The organism is Candidatus Eremiobacteraceae bacterium (genome assembly GCA_035295225.1).
Lineage (GTDB): Bacteria > Vulcanimicrobiota > Vulcanimicrobiia > Eremiobacterales > Eremiobacteraceae > JABCYQ01.
Genome location: DATGJI010000005.1, coordinates 58,548 through 76,299, shown reverse-complemented (window position 1 = coordinate 76,299; position 17,752 = coordinate 58,548). Strand labels below are relative to the sequence as shown.

General features: G+C 63.2%; 24 protein-coding genes. 9 read left to right on the top strand and 15 right to left on the bottom strand.

From position 1 onward, the window contains the following. Positions 1 to 28 precede the first annotated feature (28 nt). From VKT51_00930 to VKT51_00880, 11 genes are all read right to left on the bottom strand, one after another. Entirely contained in the window at positions 29 to 901 is an 873-nt protein-coding gene (locus VKT51_00930) for a deoxyribonuclease IV (GenBank protein HLJ82722.1), read from the bottom strand. Between the two features lies 1 nt (position 902). Beyond that, positions 903 to 1,682 carry a class I SAM-dependent methyltransferase gene (locus tag VKT51_00925; GenBank protein HLJ82721.1) on the bottom strand — a complete coding sequence of 260 codons (780 nt, stop codon included), beginning with the start codon at positions 1,680 to 1,682 and terminating at the stop codon, positions 903 to 905. Next, positions 1,679 to 2,356, bottom strand: coding sequence for an SMC-Scp complex subunit ScpB (gene scpB / locus VKT51_00920; GenBank protein ID HLJ82720.1), 678 nt, complete (start codon positions 2,354 to 2,356; stop codon positions 1,679 to 1,681). The genes VKT51_00925 and scpB overlap by 4 nt, the downstream gene beginning before the upstream one ends. Next, positions 2,340 to 3,023, bottom strand: coding sequence for a segregation/condensation protein A (locus VKT51_00915; GenBank protein HLJ82719.1), 684 nt, complete (start codon positions 3,021 to 3,023; stop codon positions 2,340 to 2,342). The genes scpB and VKT51_00915 overlap by 17 nt, the downstream gene beginning before the upstream one ends. A 122-nt stretch (positions 3,024 to 3,145) precedes the next feature. Continuing rightward, complete coding sequence (locus VKT51_00910) at positions 3,146 to 4,231, bottom strand: DUF3048 domain-containing protein (GenBank protein HLJ82718.1); 1,086 nt, start codon at positions 4,229 to 4,231, stop codon at positions 3,146 to 3,148. Position 4,232: 1 nt separating this feature from the next. Beyond that, positions 4,233 to 4,718 carry an NUDIX hydrolase gene (locus tag VKT51_00905; protein ID HLJ82717.1) on the bottom strand — a complete coding sequence of 162 codons (486 nt, stop codon included), beginning with the start codon at positions 4,716 to 4,718 and terminating at the stop codon, positions 4,233 to 4,235. Then, entirely contained in the window at positions 4,700 to 6,181 is a 1,482-nt protein-coding gene (gene gcvPB / locus VKT51_00900) for an aminomethyl-transferring glycine dehydrogenase subunit GcvPB (protein HLJ82716.1), read from the bottom strand. Before gcvPB ends, VKT51_00905 begins: the two co-directional genes overlap by 19 nt. Further along, the gene (gcvPA, locus tag VKT51_00895; protein HLJ82715.1) at positions 6,162 to 7,502 is read right to left on the bottom strand and encodes an aminomethyl-transferring glycine dehydrogenase subunit GcvPA; all 1,341 of its coding nucleotides are present in this window, start codon (positions 7,500 to 7,502) and stop codon (positions 6,162 to 6,164) included. Before gcvPA ends, gcvPB begins: the two co-directional genes overlap by 20 nt. A 7-nt stretch (positions 7,503 to 7,509) precedes the next feature. Continuing rightward, positions 7,510 to 7,899, bottom strand: coding sequence for a glycine cleavage system protein GcvH (gene gcvH, locus VKT51_00890; GenBank protein HLJ82714.1), 390 nt, complete (start codon positions 7,897 to 7,899; stop codon positions 7,510 to 7,512). A 10-nt stretch (positions 7,900 to 7,909) separates the two neighbouring features. Continuing rightward, a complete protein-coding gene (gene gcvT, locus VKT51_00885; protein HLJ82713.1) occupies positions 7,910 to 9,010 on the bottom strand; it encodes a glycine cleavage system aminomethyltransferase GcvT in 1,101 nt (366 codons plus the stop codon). 57 nt (positions 9,011 to 9,067) lie between these two features. Then, on the bottom strand, positions 9,068 to 9,655 hold the full coding sequence (locus VKT51_00880; GenBank protein HLJ82712.1) for a helix-turn-helix transcriptional regulator: 588 nt from the start codon (positions 9,653 to 9,655) through the stop codon (positions 9,068 to 9,070). Between the two features lie 289 nt (positions 9,656 to 9,944). Here VKT51_00880 and VKT51_00875 point away from each other — a divergent pair, with 289 nt between their 5' ends. Both VKT51_00875 and VKT51_00870 read left to right on the top strand, forming a co-directional pair. Then, entirely contained in the window at positions 9,945 to 10,577 is a 633-nt protein-coding gene (locus VKT51_00875; GenBank protein HLJ82711.1) for a response regulator transcription factor, read from the top strand. A gap of 491 nt (positions 10,578 to 11,068) precedes the next feature. Then, positions 11,069 to 11,797, top strand: a complete 729-nt coding sequence (locus VKT51_00870; protein ID HLJ82710.1) for a response regulator transcription factor — start codon at positions 11,069 to 11,071, stop codon at positions 11,795 to 11,797. Between the two features lie 84 nt (positions 11,798 to 11,881). Here the strand turns inward: VKT51_00870 and VKT51_00865 are convergent, their stop codons facing one another. Both VKT51_00865 and speD read right to left on the bottom strand, forming a co-directional pair. After that, entirely contained in the window at positions 11,882 to 12,772 is an 891-nt protein-coding gene (locus tag VKT51_00865; protein ID HLJ82709.1) for a methyltransferase domain-containing protein, read from the bottom strand. Beyond that, positions 12,738 to 13,190: an adenosylmethionine decarboxylase gene (speD, locus tag VKT51_00860; protein HLJ82708.1), complete on the bottom strand. Its 453-nt coding sequence runs from the start codon at positions 13,188 to 13,190 to the stop codon at positions 12,738 to 12,740. The genes VKT51_00865 and speD overlap by 35 nt, the downstream gene beginning before the upstream one ends. 219 nt (positions 13,191 to 13,409) lie before the next feature. Between speD and rplU the strand changes: the two genes are divergently transcribed. From rplU to VKT51_00840, 4 genes are read left to right on the top strand one after another with little or no spacing between them, the layout of a single operon-like run. Continuing rightward, positions 13,410 to 13,724 carry a 50S ribosomal protein L21 gene (gene rplU / locus VKT51_00855; GenBank protein HLJ82707.1) on the top strand — a complete coding sequence of 105 codons (315 nt, stop codon included), beginning with the start codon at positions 13,410 to 13,412 and terminating at the stop codon, positions 13,722 to 13,724. Beyond that, the gene (locus tag VKT51_00850; protein ID HLJ82706.1) at positions 13,702 to 14,046 is read left to right on the top strand and encodes a ribosomal-processing cysteine protease Prp; all 345 of its coding nucleotides are present in this window, start codon (positions 13,702 to 13,704) and stop codon (positions 14,044 to 14,046) included. The genes rplU and VKT51_00850 overlap by 23 nt, the downstream gene beginning before the upstream one ends. Before the next feature lie 46 nt (positions 14,047 to 14,092). Beyond that, positions 14,093 to 14,335, top strand: a complete 243-nt coding sequence (locus tag VKT51_00845; protein HLJ82705.1) for a hypothetical protein — start codon at positions 14,093 to 14,095, stop codon at positions 14,333 to 14,335. Between the two features lie 56 nt (positions 14,336 to 14,391). Continuing rightward, positions 14,392 to 14,964, top strand: coding sequence for a lytic transglycosylase domain-containing protein (locus VKT51_00840; protein HLJ82704.1), 573 nt, complete (start codon positions 14,392 to 14,394; stop codon positions 14,962 to 14,964). Between the two features lie 295 nt (positions 14,965 to 15,259). On the opposite strand, the gene VKT51_00835 is transcribed toward VKT51_00840, so the two are convergent. Continuing rightward, positions 15,260 to 15,556, bottom strand: coding sequence for a twin-arginine translocase TatA/TatE family subunit (locus VKT51_00835; GenBank protein ID HLJ82703.1), 297 nt, complete (start codon positions 15,554 to 15,556; stop codon positions 15,260 to 15,262). Positions 15,557 to 15,607: 51 nt separating this feature from the next. Between VKT51_00835 and VKT51_00830 the strand changes: the two genes are divergently transcribed. Next, positions 15,608 to 16,087 carry a hypothetical protein gene (locus tag VKT51_00830; protein ID HLJ82702.1) on the top strand — a complete coding sequence of 160 codons (480 nt, stop codon included), beginning with the start codon at positions 15,608 to 15,610 and terminating at the stop codon, positions 16,085 to 16,087. Here VKT51_00830 and VKT51_00825 read toward each other — a convergent pair. Next, positions 16,084 to 16,542 (bottom strand): tetratricopeptide repeat protein, encoded by a 459-nt coding sequence (locus VKT51_00825; protein HLJ82701.1) that lies wholly within the window; start codon positions 16,540 to 16,542, stop codon positions 16,084 to 16,086. The genes VKT51_00830 and VKT51_00825 overlap by 4 nt on opposite strands. 2 nt (positions 16,543 to 16,544) lie before the next feature. On the opposite strand from VKT51_00825, the gene trmD reads away from it, so the two are divergent. Both trmD and rplS read left to right on the top strand, forming a co-directional pair. Then, the gene (gene trmD / locus VKT51_00820) at positions 16,545 to 17,246 is read left to right on the top strand and encodes a tRNA (guanosine(37)-N1)-methyltransferase TrmD (GenBank protein ID HLJ82700.1); all 702 of its coding nucleotides are present in this window, start codon (positions 16,545 to 16,547) and stop codon (positions 17,244 to 17,246) included. A gap of 148 nt (positions 17,247 to 17,394) precedes the next feature. Then, positions 17,395 to 17,742, top strand: coding sequence for a 50S ribosomal protein L19 (gene rplS, locus VKT51_00815; protein ID HLJ82699.1), 348 nt, complete (start codon positions 17,395 to 17,397; stop codon positions 17,740 to 17,742). Positions 17,743 to 17,752: the final 10 nt, after the last annotated feature.

Here is a 17,752-nt window from a genome sequence, read left to right as displayed (position 1 = left end):
ATAGTCTACTGTGAAGCGCGGCCTAAGGTTACGGATTCTTCGATTTCTTGCGCGTCCCGGCCTTTGGTTTACCGGCCAGGCGCCTCACGGTTGCGACGTTCTCGCGGTCGAGCTCGGGCGTCTTGGGCGTTTCACAGACGGCGGCAACATGAGCGAGCGCCTTTGTGCGCAGCAGGCTCGCAAACCCGGTTTCGCCGATGCGGCCTTTACCGATATGCCAGTGGCGATCGCGGCGTCCCCCCAGCTCCACCTCGGTGTCGTTCAGATGAAGCGCGCGCACGCGATCGAATCCGATGTGCTTATCAACGAGGCTCAAGAACTTCTTGACGCCCGCGGCGTTTGAGATGTCGTAACCGGAAGCCCACGCATGTGCGGTGTCGAGGCACACTCCCAACCGCGGACTGTCGATTTCCGCGATGATCGCGCCAAGTTCTTCCATCGTTCCGCCGCAATGCGCGCCGGCGCCCGCGGAATTCTCTAAGAGCAGCATCGGACCCGGACGCGCGCCGCGCACGATCGCGGCGATCTCCTTGCAGATGCGCTTGAACCCCACCGCGCGATCCTCCGTGCCGTAGCTGCCGAGATGCGTGTTGACGTATTCGATGCCGGCGCGCGCCGCCACGTCCATATCCCGAGCCACGAGAGCGGCGCCTTTTTTTCGAAGCGACGCATCGCTGGTCGCGAGATTGACGAGATACGATGTATGGATGATGGTCGGCGCGATGTCGGCCGCGCGGCGGCGCGCCGCAAACGCGTCCCACGCGGCCGCATCGTAATCGCCCAGCTTGAACGCGCGTGGATTGCCGGCGAATATCTGAATGCACTCGCAGCCCGCCTTGACCGCTTCGTCGATCGTGCCTGCGAACTTGTTCGATGTGCCGACGTGAACGCCAAATCTCATGTCAACGCCTTCGCGCCAGATAGACGTACTGCATGCACTTCACCTCAAACATGCCGGTCGGTCCGGCGAGTGCGCCGATGCGCTCGCGGAGATTGTTGAGAAAGTCGTCGCGCTTGCTGCCCAAGTGGAACCGCGCGATCTCGCGTGATGAGTGGAAACCGACGAAGGACTCGACCGTGAAAGGCAGCCGGAGCGGCAGGCGCCATTCTTCGTGTTCGAAGAACGCGCGCTTGGCTGCCCAGAAGTCGTCAAACCGGCCCGTCTGAGCGCGCGACACGTTGACGGGCTCGTCTTTCTCCGATAATTCGCGCAAGCAGTCCACGGCGCATCGCTCGAACGGGTCGTCCAAGAGTTCGTGCTTCCAGAAGAGCGCCATCAACCCGCCGCTCGCGAGCACGCGGGCCATTTCGACAAAAGCGGCCTGCGGCGCAAACCAGTGGAACGCCTGGCCGCAGACCGCCAGTCCGAATGCAGAATCGGCGAACGGCAGATGCTCGGCGCTCGCTTCGAAAAAGGACGCGCGTTCGCCGAGCGCCGCGCGCGCTTCGTCAAGCATCGGCACTGCGACGTCGACGCCCGTCACCGCAAACCCGCGGTCCAGAAAGCCGCGCGTGCTCAAGCCCGTGCCGCAGCCCACGTCGAGCGCCCGCAGCGGGCTTGTCGCATGCCGGCGCGCATGCTCTGCGACTAGGTCGAAGAGATCGTCGCCGTACGACGTGCGATAACGCGCGTATGCGCGCGCGAGCGTCGCGAAATCCGGTGTCGGTTGGCTGACGCTCAAGCGGATTCGGAGAGCGCGCGTTCCAGTTCGAGCGCGACGTTGTCGCGCAGCGTCGCATCGTCGATCGCGGTGATCTCGTCTTCGTGGCCCTCGACCGAATCGTGAATCTGCTCGAGCGCCTTCTCACGTCCGTCGGGCAACGGCAACTGGATCACTTGTCCATCAACTCTGACGGGCGCGCCTTCAGGCAGCGGCGGCAGATCGTCGAGCGATTTCAGATCGAACGACTCGAGGAAGAATTCGGTGGTGCCGTAGAGGATCGGCCGGCCGACGACGTCTTTCCGGCCGAGTTCGCCGATAAAGCCGCGTTGCTCGAGCGTGTCGATCACGCTATCGGAAACAACGCCGCGAAGACTTTCGATTTCGGGCCGCGTCACCGGCTGGAGATAGGCGACGATCGCGAGCGCCTCGAGCGCCGCCGGCGAGATATGCGTCTTCGGCGGAAGCAAGAAGCGCTCGACGTCCTCGCGATACGTGGGATTCGCCGTCAGCCGCCATCCGCCGCCGACTTCGCGCAGCGTCATCCCGCGGTCGCGCAGATCGGCTGTCAACGCCGTCAGCGCGGATTGCACTGCGGCGGGATCGGCGCCGGTCGCCGCACACAACTGCTTCATCGTCGCCGGCTCGGAGGCGACGAACAGCACCGCTTCGAGCCGGTTACGCAGACTGGGCAAGATCGTCGATCGCCCCCTTCGGTTGCGGCGTGAAGACGATATCGTCGAAAAGCGACGACTGCGCGTAGCGGATCTTGCGCGCGCGGATGAGTTCGAGCACCGCGAGGAAGGTGACCACGATCTCAAGCGTGCTGCAGCCAGCGATCAATTCGGAGAAGGTCATCGTGGTCCGCTCGCGGATGAGCCGCAGCGTGTGGTTCATCTTGACGACGACCGAGAACGTCTCGCGTTTGAGCACGGCCGGCCGCGCCTCGGCGTTTTCGAGCGCGCGCTTGAACGCCGCCGCGAGCGTCGAGGCATCGAGGGCGAACCGCTGCACGAGTCCGTCGGTGTCCGAATTCTCGGCCGGCCGAGGATAATACGCGGCGGCGATCTCCATGCGCTCGCGAAGGCCGGTCGCGGCGTCTTTGAAGTGGCGATACGCGATGAGGCGCCGGCGCAGTTCCTCTTCGGCCAGCGCCGCATCGTCCGTCATATCCTGGTCGAAGGGCGGGGGCGGCGGCGGCAGCAGCTTCTTGGACTTGATGAAGATCAGCGTCGCTGCGATGACCAGATAATCGCTGGCGAGCTCGATATCGAGCGCGTCCATGAGCGCGAGATAGGCAAGATATTGCTCGCAGACGGATGCCAGGCTGACGTGCGTGATGTCCACGTCTTGCTGGAGCACGAGCTGGAGCAGGAGGTCGAGCGGACCGTCGAAGACGTCGAGTTTGACCAGTAATGCAGGCTTGGTGGGCGCGACGGTTTCGGACGCCTGAGCCTCTATGTCGGTGCGCTCCTATAAGCGATTTAGTAGCTGATATGAAGTTTCCCGACGTCGAGCCGACCGCCCTGCGGCACGTATTCGATATAGATCTGGCCTGGTATCAGCGCGATCGCGGCTCCGGATGCATCGGAGAGATACGGCGGATCTTTCGGTCCGGGTGCTTCCCATCGCGCTTGCGTCACGCCATCCGGTCGGACGACGGCGGCCGGAAAATCGCCGTAGACGTCCATCGCCAGATCGCCCAGCGAATCGAGCACGCGGGCCGGAACCCAGACCACGATGACGTCCGCCACCCGATACGGGCGCGCATCGTCGAGATCGTGCTGCACGACGCCGTTGATGATGCGCTCGAAGGCGTCGCCGTTGCGCCGGAACGCGACGGAGTAGTTGAGCCAGAAACCGACGCTGAACGAATCGACGGTTTTGGGGGGCGCTGTCGCCACGGTCTCCACGATCGGCGTCGCGGAAGCAGACGGCTGAGGCGGATCGTCGAAGCGCAGCGGCGACGCCGCAAACGGCGTGTCCGGCCAGCCATGGTCGGGGGCCGACTTGCGAATGCGCGCGATCGACGTATAGAGATTGTGCGGCATGTCGCGCGTGTCGTCGCGCCAGAACGCTTCCGGCGTTCCCACGATCTCTTCCATGTCCGCGAATCCGCCGGCGCGCAATTCTTTGAGCGGCTCCCAGACGTCGTCGTTCTCGCCGGCATGCGCGAACAGCGGATCGTAAGGCTGGGCAAGATTGACGAAATACGTTCGCGTGGACCGAACCGGGCCGATCTTCGCCGGCGTTGGCGCGAGATAGAGCGCCATGTATCGGGTGATGCCGCCCTCGGCCTCCACCTCGTACACGATTTCGGCGTCGTGCAGACCGCTCTGCGGCCGCGCGTCGAACGGATAATTATCGATCATGACCGCCGCAACGCGATGCCTCAGCCTTGCCGGATCCACAAGTTCGCCGTTCAGCGGATCGACGGCAAGCGGTTTCGGCGTTGGCGTGGCAAGGGGCTGCGGTGTCGGAACCGGAGTCGGCCGATGCGCGCAGCCCGCGGCCGCGAACGCTGCCGCGAGAGCGGCGAGAAATCCGGCCGCAATGCGCGAGCGTGGCACGTTAGAACCCCAGTTCGCTGGCCGAGCGCGCATCGACGATCGAGCGCGCGATATCAACGAGGCGCCGCTCGTTGCGGTGCGTCATGACGCCGGCCATCTCGTCGAGTTTGCGCCACGCCGTCTCATCCACTTCGCCTTCTTGCGGCTTGTGTTTGCCGGCCTCATAGCGCATGAGGAAGAAGTGCACGATCTTGCTGTGCTTCACATCGCGGCTGTAAAACCAGTAGCGGATATCTGAGAGCTTTGCCACGATGGCGGCCTGGATCGCCGTCTCCTCGCGCACTTCGCGGACCGCCGCTTGTTCGATCGTCTCGTCCGCTTCGACGTGGCCTTTCGGCAACGACCAGATGCGCGGTACGTTGCGCCCGATCAGCAAGCCGCAGTAGATGCCGTTCTCGCGCTTCAAGACGAGTCCGCCTGCCGAGCGCTCGTGTTTGATCTTTGCCGGGCGGCGCTGTGCGCCGGCGGCTATTTTTCGACGTTCCAACGCAGGCCGATGCCCTTGTTCGCAAGCCGCCCGACCTGCGCTTCATCAACGCGGCGGACCGGCGTGTGCAGCGGAAGCTGCGCCATGGACTCGGGCGCGTCGTGCGCTTGCTTCACGAGCGAGCGCAGGGTTTCCACGAAGGCGTCGAGAGTTTCTTTCGTCTCCGTCTCGGTCGGTTCGATCATGAGACATTCGGGAACCACGTGCGGCCAATACATCGTCGGCGCGTGCACGCCGGCGTCCAAGAGGCCCTTCGCGAGATCGAGCGCGCGCGCTCCGGTCTCCCGTTTCAGCGTTTCGGCGGAGCAGACGAATTCGTGCCTGCAGTAGTCGGCGTACGGCACGGTGAGCACGTCCTTGAGCTTCGCGCGGACGTAGTTCGCGTTCAGCACCGCAAGCTCGCTGTTGCGGCGCAGCCCTTCGGCGCCGTGCACGATGATATACGCGTACGCGCGCACCAGTGCGATGAAGTGCGACGCGAAGACGCGCACGGGCCCGATCGATTTCGCAAAATCGTTCGAGAACGCGTAGGCTTCCGTCGCGTCGGAATTCGCGGCGCCGGCATTGTGCACGCGCACGACACGCGGCACGGGCAGGTAGGGCGCGAGTTTTGCGGACGCGCCCACAGGCCCGGCACCCGGACCGCCGCCGCCGTGCGGCACCGAAAACGTCTTGTGCAGGTTGAGATGCATGAGATCGAAGCCCATATCGCCCGGCCGGCACAACCCGACGATGGCGTTTGCGTTCGCGCCGTCGTAGTACATCAGGCCGCCGGCGGCGTGCACCGCTTTGGTCATCTCGATGATGTCGTCTTCGAACAGGCCGAGCGTATTCGGGTTGGTCATCATGCAGACCGCAACGGTGTCGTCGAGCGCGGCGCGCAGACTCGCCAGATCGGTGCGGCCGCGGCTCGTCGACGGAATCGCGACGACTTTGTAGCCGACCATCGCCGCGCTGGCGGGATTCGTGCCGTGCGCGGTATCCGGCACGATGCAGGTCACGCGTTTGTCGTCGCCGCGATCGCGATGATACGCTTTGGCCATCAGCATCGCGGTGAGCTCGCCATGCGCCCCGGCACACGGCATCAACGAGAATGACTCCATTCCGAAAAGCGCGGCGAGCGTGCGCTCGAGCGTCCACATGAGTTTGAGCGCGCCTTGCGCGCATGCGTCCGGAGCGAGCGGGTGGAGGTCGGTGAAACCGGGGAACGACGCCGCAGCTTCGTTGAGCTTCGGATTGTACTTCATCGTGCACGAGCCGAGCGGATAGAAGTTCGTGTCGACGGAGAAATTGCGATGCGAGAGCGCGACGAAATGGCGGGTCACCTCGAACTCCGCGAGATCGGGCAGCGGCAGATCGGCGCGCAGAAGCGAGCTGTCGAGGTAGTCGGACGGCGTGCCCGAAGGCGCGACGAAGTCAGAGCCGCGCCCGGCTTCGCCTTGCTCAAACAGCAGCGACGGCACGGGCCAGTCCTTTCTTGAGTGCGAGCGCGAAGCGATCAATCTCCGCGTCTGTCGTGATCTCCGTGGCGCAGACGAGCAGATCGTTGTCGTGTCCGGATTCGAGATCGGAGAGCGCGAGCGTGACGATGCCTTGCTCGCGCAGCATCCGAACCGCTTCGGCGCCGGCGATCGGCAAGCGCACCACGAATTCGTTGAAGAACGGCGCGTCGTACGGCGCGCTGACGTTGGGAAGCTGCAGCAGAACCGAGCGCAATTGCCGGGCGCGCTGCAGATTCGCGGCGGCGATCGCGCGCAAGCCGTGTGCTCCGACAGTCGCGAGATAGATGGTTGCGAAGAGCGCGCAGAGCGCCTGATTGGTGCAGATGTTCGACGACGCGAGCTCGCGCCGGATATGCTGTTCTCGTCCTTGCAGCGTCAAGACGTATGCGCGGCGGCCGTCGACGTCGTGCGTCTCGCCCACGAGCCTTCCCGGCAGGCGCCGCACGTGCTCCTTCGTGCACGCGACGAAACCGACAAAGGGTCCGCCATATCCCACCGGCAGACCGAACGACTGCGCTTCACCGACCGCGATCGCAACCCCGGATTCGGCCGGTGTCTTGAGCGCTCCCAGCGATGTGGCTTCAACGATGACTTGCACGGCAAGCGCGCCGATGTTTTTCGCTGCGCTCGACGCTGCAGCCACGTCTTCGATGCAGCCGAGAAAGTTCGGACTCTGCACGATCACCGCGCCGACGTCTGCCGCGACGCCGGCGAGATCGGTGCTGCCGTCTGCCGCGAGCGGCAACTCGTCGATATCGAAATCCATGCCGTCGGCGTACGTCCGCAGCACCGCGCGGTATCCCGGGTGAACGCCCTTACTCACCGCGACCTTGCGCCGCCCGGTGGCCTGCGAGGCCATGATGACACCTTCGACGAGCGCAGTCGAACCGTCGTAGAGCGACGCGTTGCTCACGTCGAGTCCGGTCAGAAGACAGATGTAGGTCTGCCACTCGAAGATCGCCTGAAGGCTGCCTTGGCTGGCTTCGGCTTGATAGGGCGTGTACGCGGTGATGAACTCCGATCGCGTGGCGAGATACGGAACCGCGGGCGGCTGATAGTGCCGGTACGCGCCGGCGCCGATGAAGCATGCGTGGTCGGTGCGATCGAGCGCGGCGAGATCGCGAAGATGCGCATACGCAAGCGACTCAGGCAGCGCCGGAGCGATGTGCAGATCGCCTTTGATCTCGAGGCCGGCCGGCGGCGCCGACAGCTCGGCGAGCGACGGTGCCCCGATGACTGCGAGCATCGCCTTGATGTCGCGTTCGGTGTGCGGCGCATGCATGAGAGCGCTAGTGGCCTTCCGCTTTTAGGAGTTCGTCGTATGCTTTTGAGTCGAGCAGCGTCGCGGCTTCTGCGGCGTCTGCGACCGTGATCTTCGCGAGCCAGCCGTCGCCGTACGGGTCGGCGTTCACTTTCGCGGGGTCGTCTTCCACCGCACCGTTGACGGCGGTGACGGTACCGGATATCGGCGCATAGATATCGGACACAGCTTTGACGGACTCGACGACGCCGATCGGCTTGCCCTTCACCAGGACGGCGCCGGGTTTCGGCAGCTCGACATAGACGATATCGCCGAGCGCGGATTGCGCGTGCTGCGAGATGCCGATGGTCGCAGTCGCGCCTTCGATTCGCACCCATTCGTGTTCTTTGGTGTACTGTCGATCGCTCGGTTCGGGCACGGATCTCTCCTTATTTCTTTCGTTTGTAGAAGGGCAACGGCACGACCGCGCCGCCGTGGCGCGTTCCGCGGATCTCCACGTCCAGGCGCGTGCCGGGCGCCGCGTGCTGCGCCGGCACGAGAACCGTCGCGATGTTCTTGCCGCCCATACTTGGGCTCGGCGATCCGCTTCGCACGTCGCCGATGCGCTGCTCGCCTGCGAAGACGGGGTAGCCGGCGCGCGCCGGCGCTTTGCCGTCCATCACGAGGCCCGCAATGCGATCGTACGACTTGGTCTGCGCCTGCGCGGCGAGCGCTTCGCGGCCCCGGAATCTCTTATCGAGTTTGACCGCCCAGTCGAGACCGGCTTGCAGCGGCGTGATGTCTTCCTCGAGTTCGTGGCCGTAGAGCGGCATGCCGGCTTCGAGCCGGAGCACGTCGCGCGCGCCGAGCCCGGCGGGCAAGAGGCCTACGCGAGAGGCGTCTTGCATCAGCCGCTCCCAGAGAGCCTTCGCGTGTTCGGCAGCGACGAAAAGTTCAAAGCCATCCTCGCCCGTGTAGCCGGTCCGGGCGATCTCTGCCGGCATTCCGGCGACGTTGCCCGTTGCAGCGTAGTAGTATTTCACGCCCGAGAGATCCACATCTGTGAGCGGCTGCAGATACTCGAGCGACCGCGGACCTTGGAGGGCGATGAGGGCCGAGCGCGCGGTGCGGTCGTCGAGCGTGACGCCGGCGCGCTTCGCGCCGTTGAGCTCGCGCCACATCTTTGGTGCGTTCGAAGCGTTGACGACGACGAGCCAGTATTCGGCGAAGCGATAGATGATGGTGTCGTCCAGCGCCCCGCCGATGTCGTTCGTGAAGATGTTGTAACGCGCTTGCAGCGGGCGCATGCTCGCTACCTCGTTGCACGCAAGCCCGTCCAGCCACTCAGGCGCCGCCTCGCCACGCACGACGAACTGGCCCATATGCGACAGGTCGAACATGCCCACCGCCGCGCGCACCGCGCGATGTTCGTCGATGATGCTCGAGTAGGAGATGGGCATAAGAAAGCCCCCGAACGGGGACATTTTCGCGCCCAAGGCCACGTGGACGTCATACAGCGGCGTTCTCGCCGCTCCGATTTCTACGGTCACGGGCCTTGATTCGATTAGGTCGCGGATGCGTCCTCGGCAGGCAGGGCGCCGCCGGTCTCAGCCCTCGCGCCAGCCGAGGATTTTCGACGCAAGCGCGGTGCGCGATCTGACGCCCAGCTTCGTGAAGATGCGCTTCATGTGGTCTTCGACCGTGTACTCGGTCAGGAACAATTGATCGGCGATGCGCCGATTGGGATGCCCGTGCAGCAAGAGCATCACGACTTCGCGCTCGCGGCGCGTCAGCGCATAGCGGTCGAGATTGTGCTGCACGGCATCCTTGCGCTCGACGCGCTCGAACACGAGCAGCAGATGGCGGCCCGAGCCGCCGTCAACGTGGCATGCGCGCACGCAGAGGTCGACGGTGAGGAGGGCCACGGTCGAGGTGTCGAGGCGGTCGCGGACGCGCGCTCGCAATTCGGGCAAGAGCGCCTTGAGCACCGGTGGAAGCGGCGGATCCGCCTCGGACCGGCCGTCGCGGGCTGCCATGTCGCGGAGCAGGCGGATCGCGCGATCGTTGGCGAGTACCACGGCGTCGCCGGAATCCAAGAGCACGATCGCGGGCATTTGCCGGCTTCGCGCGGCGCCCAGCGGCAGCGATGGATCCGTTTTGGCGTCAGGAGGCTTGGGTACGCGTCGATCGGGCATCCAAACTCCCTCGTGAGCAGCGGAGCATTTCCCTTAGGTCCTATAGACCTCTCGCCTTAATTTATATGGGACGTGCCCCGATTCCCGGGGTGGCTAACTCGCTAGGGATTATGGTATAACGCTAGGACCGGAAGAGATAGAGAACGGACCTAAAGCACCAATCTAGACGACTGCTGGTTACACCCGCGCCGCCGATTGGTCTTGGGACGGGCCTGGTGCCCTGGCCCTGTCGATGCGTCACCGTTGTCGCTGCATCCGTCAGCTCAAATTTATTGAAGAGGAACCTGCAATGGATCGAGTTCGGATAGCCGTTATTGAGCAGCAGGCGCTGTTCCGCAAATCGCTTTGTCAGTTGCTCGCCAAAGACGAACGTTTCAGCATCGTGACTGAATGCATCGAGCAGTGCGAACTCCCGCGCATCGCCGCGGCGAAACCCGACATCGTACTCCTCGACGTCGACTTCCATAAAGGCGATCCGGTAGACGCGATTCGCTCGCTTCGCGAAGCCCATCCCGGCGTTCGCATCTGCCTGCTGTCAATGCACGCACAGCAAGACCTTCTCTCGCGTAGCTTGATATTCGGTGTGGAAGGCTATGTCATCAAGGACATCAACCCATCGGATCTCACACGCGCGCTGCTCATGATCCACGGCGGCGACGTCTACGTCGATCCGCGTCTCGCCGGGAATATGCTGCGCCGCTTGAGCACGAAACGATATCGCAACGATCCTACCGAGCTCTCCGAACGCGAGACCGATGTCATCCGCCTCATCGCGCTCGGGCTCTCAAACAAGCAGATCTCCGAGAAATTGTTCTTGAGCGAGAAGACGGTGAAGAACCACATCAGCCGCATCTTCAGCAAGCTCAACGTCACGGCGCGCACGCAAGCCGCTATCCACGCGATCAAGAGCGGAATCGTCTAAACCATTTCATGTAGGGCGGACCTTTATGGTCCGCCTTTTTATGTAGGGCGGACCTTTATGGTCCGGCTTTTTTATGCGGAGCCGGACCTTTATGGTCCGGCTTTTTTATGTGGAGCCGGACCTTTATGGTCCGGCTTTTTTTGTGTGGGGCCGGACCTTTATGGTCCGGCTTTTCTTCTGTGGGGCCGGACCTTTATGGTCCGGCCCCGTGACGTTTGCCTGGTCCTACGCGCGCCGGCCGGTGCGAGCAAGCCTTTACACATCGTCCCCACCATCCACAGGCAAACGTAGGGCCCCCGGATAGTCCCATAAGGTCGCTGCGTTTGAAGAAGTCCAGCGGTCCTAAACGGAACGTGCGGTCGCTGCGAGAGCCGTTGGGTCGAGAGTCCGCCGCGCAAATGAGGCTGCGGGTGGGTCGACGTTCTCGCTCGACCGTGTTATCTTGAAACGAACGCGCCGGGGACGGTCTGGCGAGATTTGCATCTCGCACTGTGGGGGCGATCATCCGAATACCGGCGTTCAACGACGAGAACGGCCTCCGACCGAGCTTGATGGATGTCGGCGTGGAGTTCGGCATCTTTGGAAACGCGAATGTGGGAAACGCGCTGAGGGTCGCGGTCATCGTGCCACAAGGGGTGTTCCGGTCGTCGCTTTCAGCGGCGCTCGAGCAATACGCCGACATAGAACCGTTTGGCATGTCCGCGGTACCAGAGGAAGGGTTCAACTCGACGGTCGATGTCGTCGTGTTGGATCTTGACTTCCAACCCGAGAATCATCGCGAGCTCATGCGCCGGCTGATGACGAGCGCGCCCGAAGCGCGAGTATGCGTGCTGGCCTTCCGATCACTCCCGGCCACGGTTCGCCAATGCTTGAGCCTCGGCGCCAGCGGATTCATGCTCAAGGACTGCACGCTCGAAGAACTGCATCGCGCGGTTCGCGCCGTTTCGCGCGGACAGGTCTTCATCGATCCAAAGATCGCCGGCCTCTTGCTCCGGTCGCCCACGGCCGGACCGGCGGCCAAGGCACCGGACCTCTCGAGCCGCGAGACGGACGTCATCCGTTTGATCGCGCTCGGCCTGACGAACAAACAGATCGCCGAAAAGCTCGATCTCAGCGAGAAGACGATCAAGAATCACATCTCGCACATCTTCCGCAAGCTCAAAATCACGGCCCGCACGCAAGCTGCGATCCACGCGATCTCGAACAACCTCGTCCGCTAGCCCTTACGCGATATTTACACCGAGGCTAATGTAGGGCGGACCTTTACGGTCCGCCGGCGGGCCATAAAGGCCCGCCCTACATTATTATTTGAAGACGCGTGATTCGCGCGCGTAGGCGTCGCGCAGATAGCGCGGCACGTTGAACGCCCCCGCGTGGCTCTGCCCATCATAGTGGCGCAAGCCGCCGCACGCGCGCGCGTGCTCATCGGCACGCGATATCGCAGCCGGGCTGCGGGCATCGAGCGAATCCGCGCACAGCGCAAAGCCCCATTCGGTATCGAACGCCGGTATGTACGCCGTATACGGCGCGACCGCAGGCCACGCCGCCCGGAGCGTTGAGATCATCTGCGCGTGCAGCTGGAAGTTGTGCGGACCCGCCATCGACGTCTGAATCGCATACGCGCCGCCGGCGGACAGCAGCCCTCGCGTTCGCCCGTAGAAGCCCGCGGTGTGCAAACCATAGGACGGTGAATCGGCAAGCGGTTCGGTCAGGTCGCTGATGATCACGTCGAACTTCTCACGCGATCCTTCGACATACGCTTTCGCGTCGCCCACGATCAGCGTGACGCGCGGATCCTCGAACGCGCCTGCGCCCCACTCCGGCATATGCGTGCGGCACGCCGCGACCACTTCACCGTCGATATCCACCATCACCACGCGCTGCATGCTCGGCACGCGCAGGAGCTCGCGCACCGTTGCGCCTTCTCCGCCGCCGAGCACGAGCGCGCTGGCCGGTTTGCCGGCCTGCGCACAGGCTGGATGTACGAGCGACTCGTGATAGATATGCTCGTCGAGCGACGCGCTTTGCGTATCGCCGTCAAGGACGAGCATCTTCCCGAATAAAGGGCTTTCGACGATCGCGTAGGTCTGGTATTCGGATTTGCCTTGCGCGAGGGTCCGCGTCAGTGCGTGGCTGTGAAGCTCGCCGTCAGCGACCTGCTCAACGTACCACTGAAAGTTTTCGGTTTTTGGCAATCGGCTCGGTCCCTGTCGACTTCTTGCCGACGGTGTGGCTGAACACGCCGGCGTCGTCCGTCATGCCGCGGCGCACTTCTGTGGTCAGCATCTGCTTGGCTTGAAACGCTTCAGCAGCAAATCGGCATGCTTTCCAAGGATCCGTGTGGTCACCGCACGTGTAGATGTCCATCGCCGCGTAACCGTACTCGGGCCACGTGTGTATGGAAAGATGCGACTCAGCGATGACTACGACACCGCTGACGCCTTGCGGATTGAACCGATGAAATGCTGTCTGTAGGACTTCCGCGTTTGCTTCCTTGGCGGCTTGCACAAGGATGTTCGTGACTTTTTCGACGTCGCTGAGTACCCGAGGGTCGCATTCAGACAATTCGACGAGGATGTGCGTTCCGAGTGCTTTCAACCATTCAGCCCCCATGCGACAATATCGTGACTACGGGAAGTCCCCACCTCCGGCGCGGCAACTATTCGTCGTAACTGTCAGTTGCCAAGAACAAATAGTAGGGCATTTGTTCGTCTTTGTAAATACTTTAGCCACAATTGAGGGCGGAACATGCCGTGTTTGACGCTAAAAGCACGGTTATGGTACGATTATGCGTCTAAAACGCATAAGAATTCGAATTCGAAAGGCCTTTGCATGTACGCCGTCATCGAAGCAAATGGACGACATCTCAAGGTAAAGGAAGGCGAGATACTGCGCCTCGACCGCGTCGCGGGCGAAACCGACGCCGAGATCGTCTTTGACCGCGTGCTGCTCGCCCACGACGGCAAAGACCTCATCGTCGGATCGCCGCTCGTCGAGCGGGCCACTGTCAGCGCCAAAATCGTGCGCCAGTCGCTCGCCCCGAAAGTCATGGCCTTCCGCTACAAGCCGAAGAAGCGCGTGCGCACCCGGCACGGGCATCGTCAGCCGATCACCGAACTTCGTATTGAAAAGATCTCGTTCGGCTAAGGCTCCTCTCCAGGTCCGCTTCAATCGATCGCGCGGGGCAATCGTCCGCATCACCGTGACCGGCCACGCGGGTTTCGCGCGGGCAGGCAAGGATATCGTGTGTGCCGCGGTCAGCGCGCTCGTGCAGACGGCGGCGAACGGCGTCTCCGCTTTTTGCGGCGCGGTTGCCGTGGTGCACGATGACCCCCGCGGCGACTACCGCTTAGATATTCACGGCGGCGGCGTGAGAGCGCAAGCCGTCCTAGAATCCACAATCGCCGGCCTCCGCGCAATCGCTCGAAGCTATCGTGGGTACCTGACCGTAAGAGGCGCGGGAAAATAGCATTGACCGCCGAAGGGCGCGGCCCCGGAAATGAGGAGAAACGACCATGGAGAGCTCGGCTGAATCACGGATCTCAACGCGCGTGAACGGCGCGACGCGCATGGAAACGGATGACGGGACCATCTTCCGGCAGACCATCGCTGCCGCGGTCATCGGTGCCATCGTCGCATCTGCCGGATTCCTCATCTATAGCCGGCTCGAAGAAGACCAGCGCGAATCCGTCCGCAATTCCGTATTGAAGTTTCTCGAAGAGAAGACGCGCGAAGTTCGCGCCCAGTTCAAGCTCTAGCGGGACAATTGGCGCCGGCCCTTGATGGACGGCGCTGGGAATCCGATACGTCACATATGCGACGCCTCATATTTTCCTGCGCGATTGCAGCGCTCGCATATGCGAGCGCTGCCGGCACGTCGCGCGCCGCCACAACGTCATCCTTACCGACCGATGCGATGGGAGCTTACGTCGACGCGATCCGCTACTTCAATCCCGGCATTGCGGAATCCGAAGCCGAGCGCATCGTTACCGCCATCATGCGCGAAGCGCCGACACAAGGCGTCGATCCGCGCCTCGTAGTGGCCGTGGTGGCGACCGAGAGTTCGTTCGATCGGACCGCGCGCAGCTCGTCGGGTGCGATGGGCCTTGGCCAACTCATGCCCGGCACCGCTGCAGACGATGGAGTCTCGAACGCCGACGATGTCGATCAGAACATCCGCGGCACCGTGCTGACTCTTGGCGGCGATCTTCGCCATTACGCGCGATTCGACCAACAGCGGCAATATCTTTACGCGATCGCGGCCTACAACGCCGGCAGCGGCGCCGTCGACGAGTACGGCGGCATCCCGCCGTATGACGAAACTGTCCACTACGTCATGAAGGTGATCGTACTCTGGCGGCGGCTTTCGGGCATGTCCGCCACCTGACATGGTCGCCGGCGCGCCGTAAAGGCGCGCCCTACATGATCTCCGGCGCGCCGTAAAGGCGCGCCCTACATTAGCGCCGGCGCGCCGTAAAGGCGCCCCACAATGGCGCCGGCGCGCCGTAAAGGCGCGCCCTACATGATCTCCGGCGCGCCGTAAAGGCGCGCCCTACATTAGCGCCGGCGCGCCGTAAAGGCGCGCCCTACATTAGCGCCGGCGCGCCGTAAAGGCGCGCCCTACATTAGCGCCGGCGCGCCGTAAAGGCGCGCCCTACATTATCGCCGGCGCGACCGACCTTTTATGGCGCTTCGGGTGATTTGTCGTCCGGCGCGTCGGCGCTCGGTACATCGGTGACCGGGTCGTCAGGGGGCGGCGCAACAGCTGCCGGTGTGACATCGTGCTCGCGCGCGGCTCGATCCATCTCCAGCATGAACGATTGCGTCGTGTTCTGCATGTGACGCATGACCTCGCCGACTTGGCGAGCCACCTTGGGCAATTGTTCGGGCCCGAAAAGCAGCAGAGCGACCACAAAAATCGTCGCCATGTCGGTTGGGCCTAGCCACAGGAGCATCGCGGTGAGAGGGCTCCCTTCCATCAAGAGCCGAACGTTTCAAGACCGGCTTCGTTCGTCCTCGCGAGGCGCTCCTTGAAGATCATCTACACAAAGAGCCAGCGCGAAGAGGCTGTCGCCACACTCGCGACACTCCGTAAAATCCTCGGCCGGTTCGTCCGGCATCGTGTTTTCTATGAGATGTCGGCGCGTCATCGGCGCTCCCACGAGCTCTATTCTGCGAAGAACGCCTTCACGGTCGGCGCGGTAGAAGTCACCGGCGTCGCGGAAGTCGTCGTGACGTTCTTCGACGCGGTCAATCCGTCACACTCAGTCGAAATCGTCAATCCGCACGCCATGCGCATCTACGACGACAATCCGAGCAAGGGATTCGCCGTCGCGTTCTACGCAGGCGATGCGACGGACTTCGATATCCGCTACTACATCCGGGATGAAGGCGACGACGATCGCGCGCCCAAGCGCAACGCCCTTGAGAAGATCACGCTGCCGCAATTGTTCGAATATCTTCAGGAGATCACGCAAGCCGACGTGGTCGAGGTGGGAGAGAAGCGCTAGTCGCGGCGGAACGCCGAACGCAGCCGCTCGATGATGGCACGCGGACGGTATTCAAGCATGCCTGCCGCGCGCAGTTCGCGCACGCTCTCCTCGACCCGCCCGAGCTTTCGATAGAGAACGCCGAGGTTGTGATGCGCGGGCGCGTAGTTCGCGTCGGCCGCGATCGCCGCTTGATAGCGCTCGAGCGCGGAGTCGAACCGGCCTTCTTCCTGCGCCATGTTGCCGAGGTTCGTGAGCGCGGGGGCACATCGCGGATCGCGAACCAGCGCCGCCTCGAAATCGGCGCGCGCGCCGGCGAGGTCCGCGATCCGCACTTTGCAGACGCCGCGTTTCGAAAGCGCGCTCGCCGCATGGCGCGGATCGAGCGCCGCCTCGGTGAAGAACGCAATCGCCTCATCGAATCGGCCGCGCTCTTGTGCGCGCAACCCTTCAGCAAAGGGTGAGCGCAACGTCATCCGTGAAGTTCCGGCGCGAACGCATGCGCATCGATATCGTCACACTTTTCCCGCAACTCGTCGAACCATTGACGCGCGGCAGCATCATCGGACGCGCGCAAGCCAAGGGGTTGGCCGACATCGCGGTCGTTGACCTCCGCGTGTATGTGCCCGACGGCGAGCGAGCCGACGATGCGCCGTATGGCGGCGGCGCAGGCATGGTCATGCGCTTAGGCCCGCTCGTGGCATGTCTTGATGATCTTCTGGGCGATACTTTGTCAGTGCCGGACGGCACGCGCATCATCGTGCCGACTCCCGCCGGCGCCGTCTTCACGCAAGCGATGGCCCGCGATCTCTCTAGCCTGCAACGACTGATCCTCATCTGCGGTCACTACGAAGGCATTGACGAACGTCTATTCGACATCGTCGCTGCTTCGGAAGTGTCGCTCGGCGATTTCGTGCTGACAGGCGGCGAGATTCCTGCGCTCGCGATAGCGGATGCCTGCGTTCGCATCCTTCCTGGGGCGATAGCGGCCGAAAGCGCGGCAAACGACTCCTTCTGTGGTGACGGCCTCGATTGGCCCCACTACACGCGGCCTGCCACTTTCCGCGGCGTTAGTGTCCCGGAAATATTGTTGTCGGGGGATCATGGCAAGATCGCGTTGTGGCGTGCGGATCGCGCGCGCGAACGGACTTCAAAGCGCCGTCCGGACCTTCGGTCTTGAAGCATTCGACCGCCGTGTGTTATACTTAACGGCGTTCGATTTTTTTGTTTGGCGCCGGCCGGCGGCCGGCGACGATAGACGCGGCAGCGGCGTCGGGCCCCGTGAGGCGGCCGACGCTTTTTTAGCGGCCCGAGGGATAGCGACGATCATGGACATCAAACGCGTGATCACCGACGCGCAGAAAAAGAAGCAGACGGTGGAATTCGGCCCTGGCGATTCCGTCAAGGTGCATTCGCGGGTGACCGAAGGCAACAAGGAACGCATTCAGGTGTTCGAAGGCGTGGTCATCGAACGCAAGCATGGCGGCCTTTCCGAGAGCTTCACCGTTCGGCGCATCGCGCATGGTGTGGGTGTCGAGCGTTCGTTTCTCGTCCACTCGCCGCGCGTCGAAAAGGTCGAGGTCATGCGCCGCGGCCTCGTGCGCCGCGCCAAGCTGTTCTACTTGCAGGATCGGATCGGCAGCAAAGCGACCCGCATAAAAGAGAGAAAGAGCTGAAGCTCGCGGC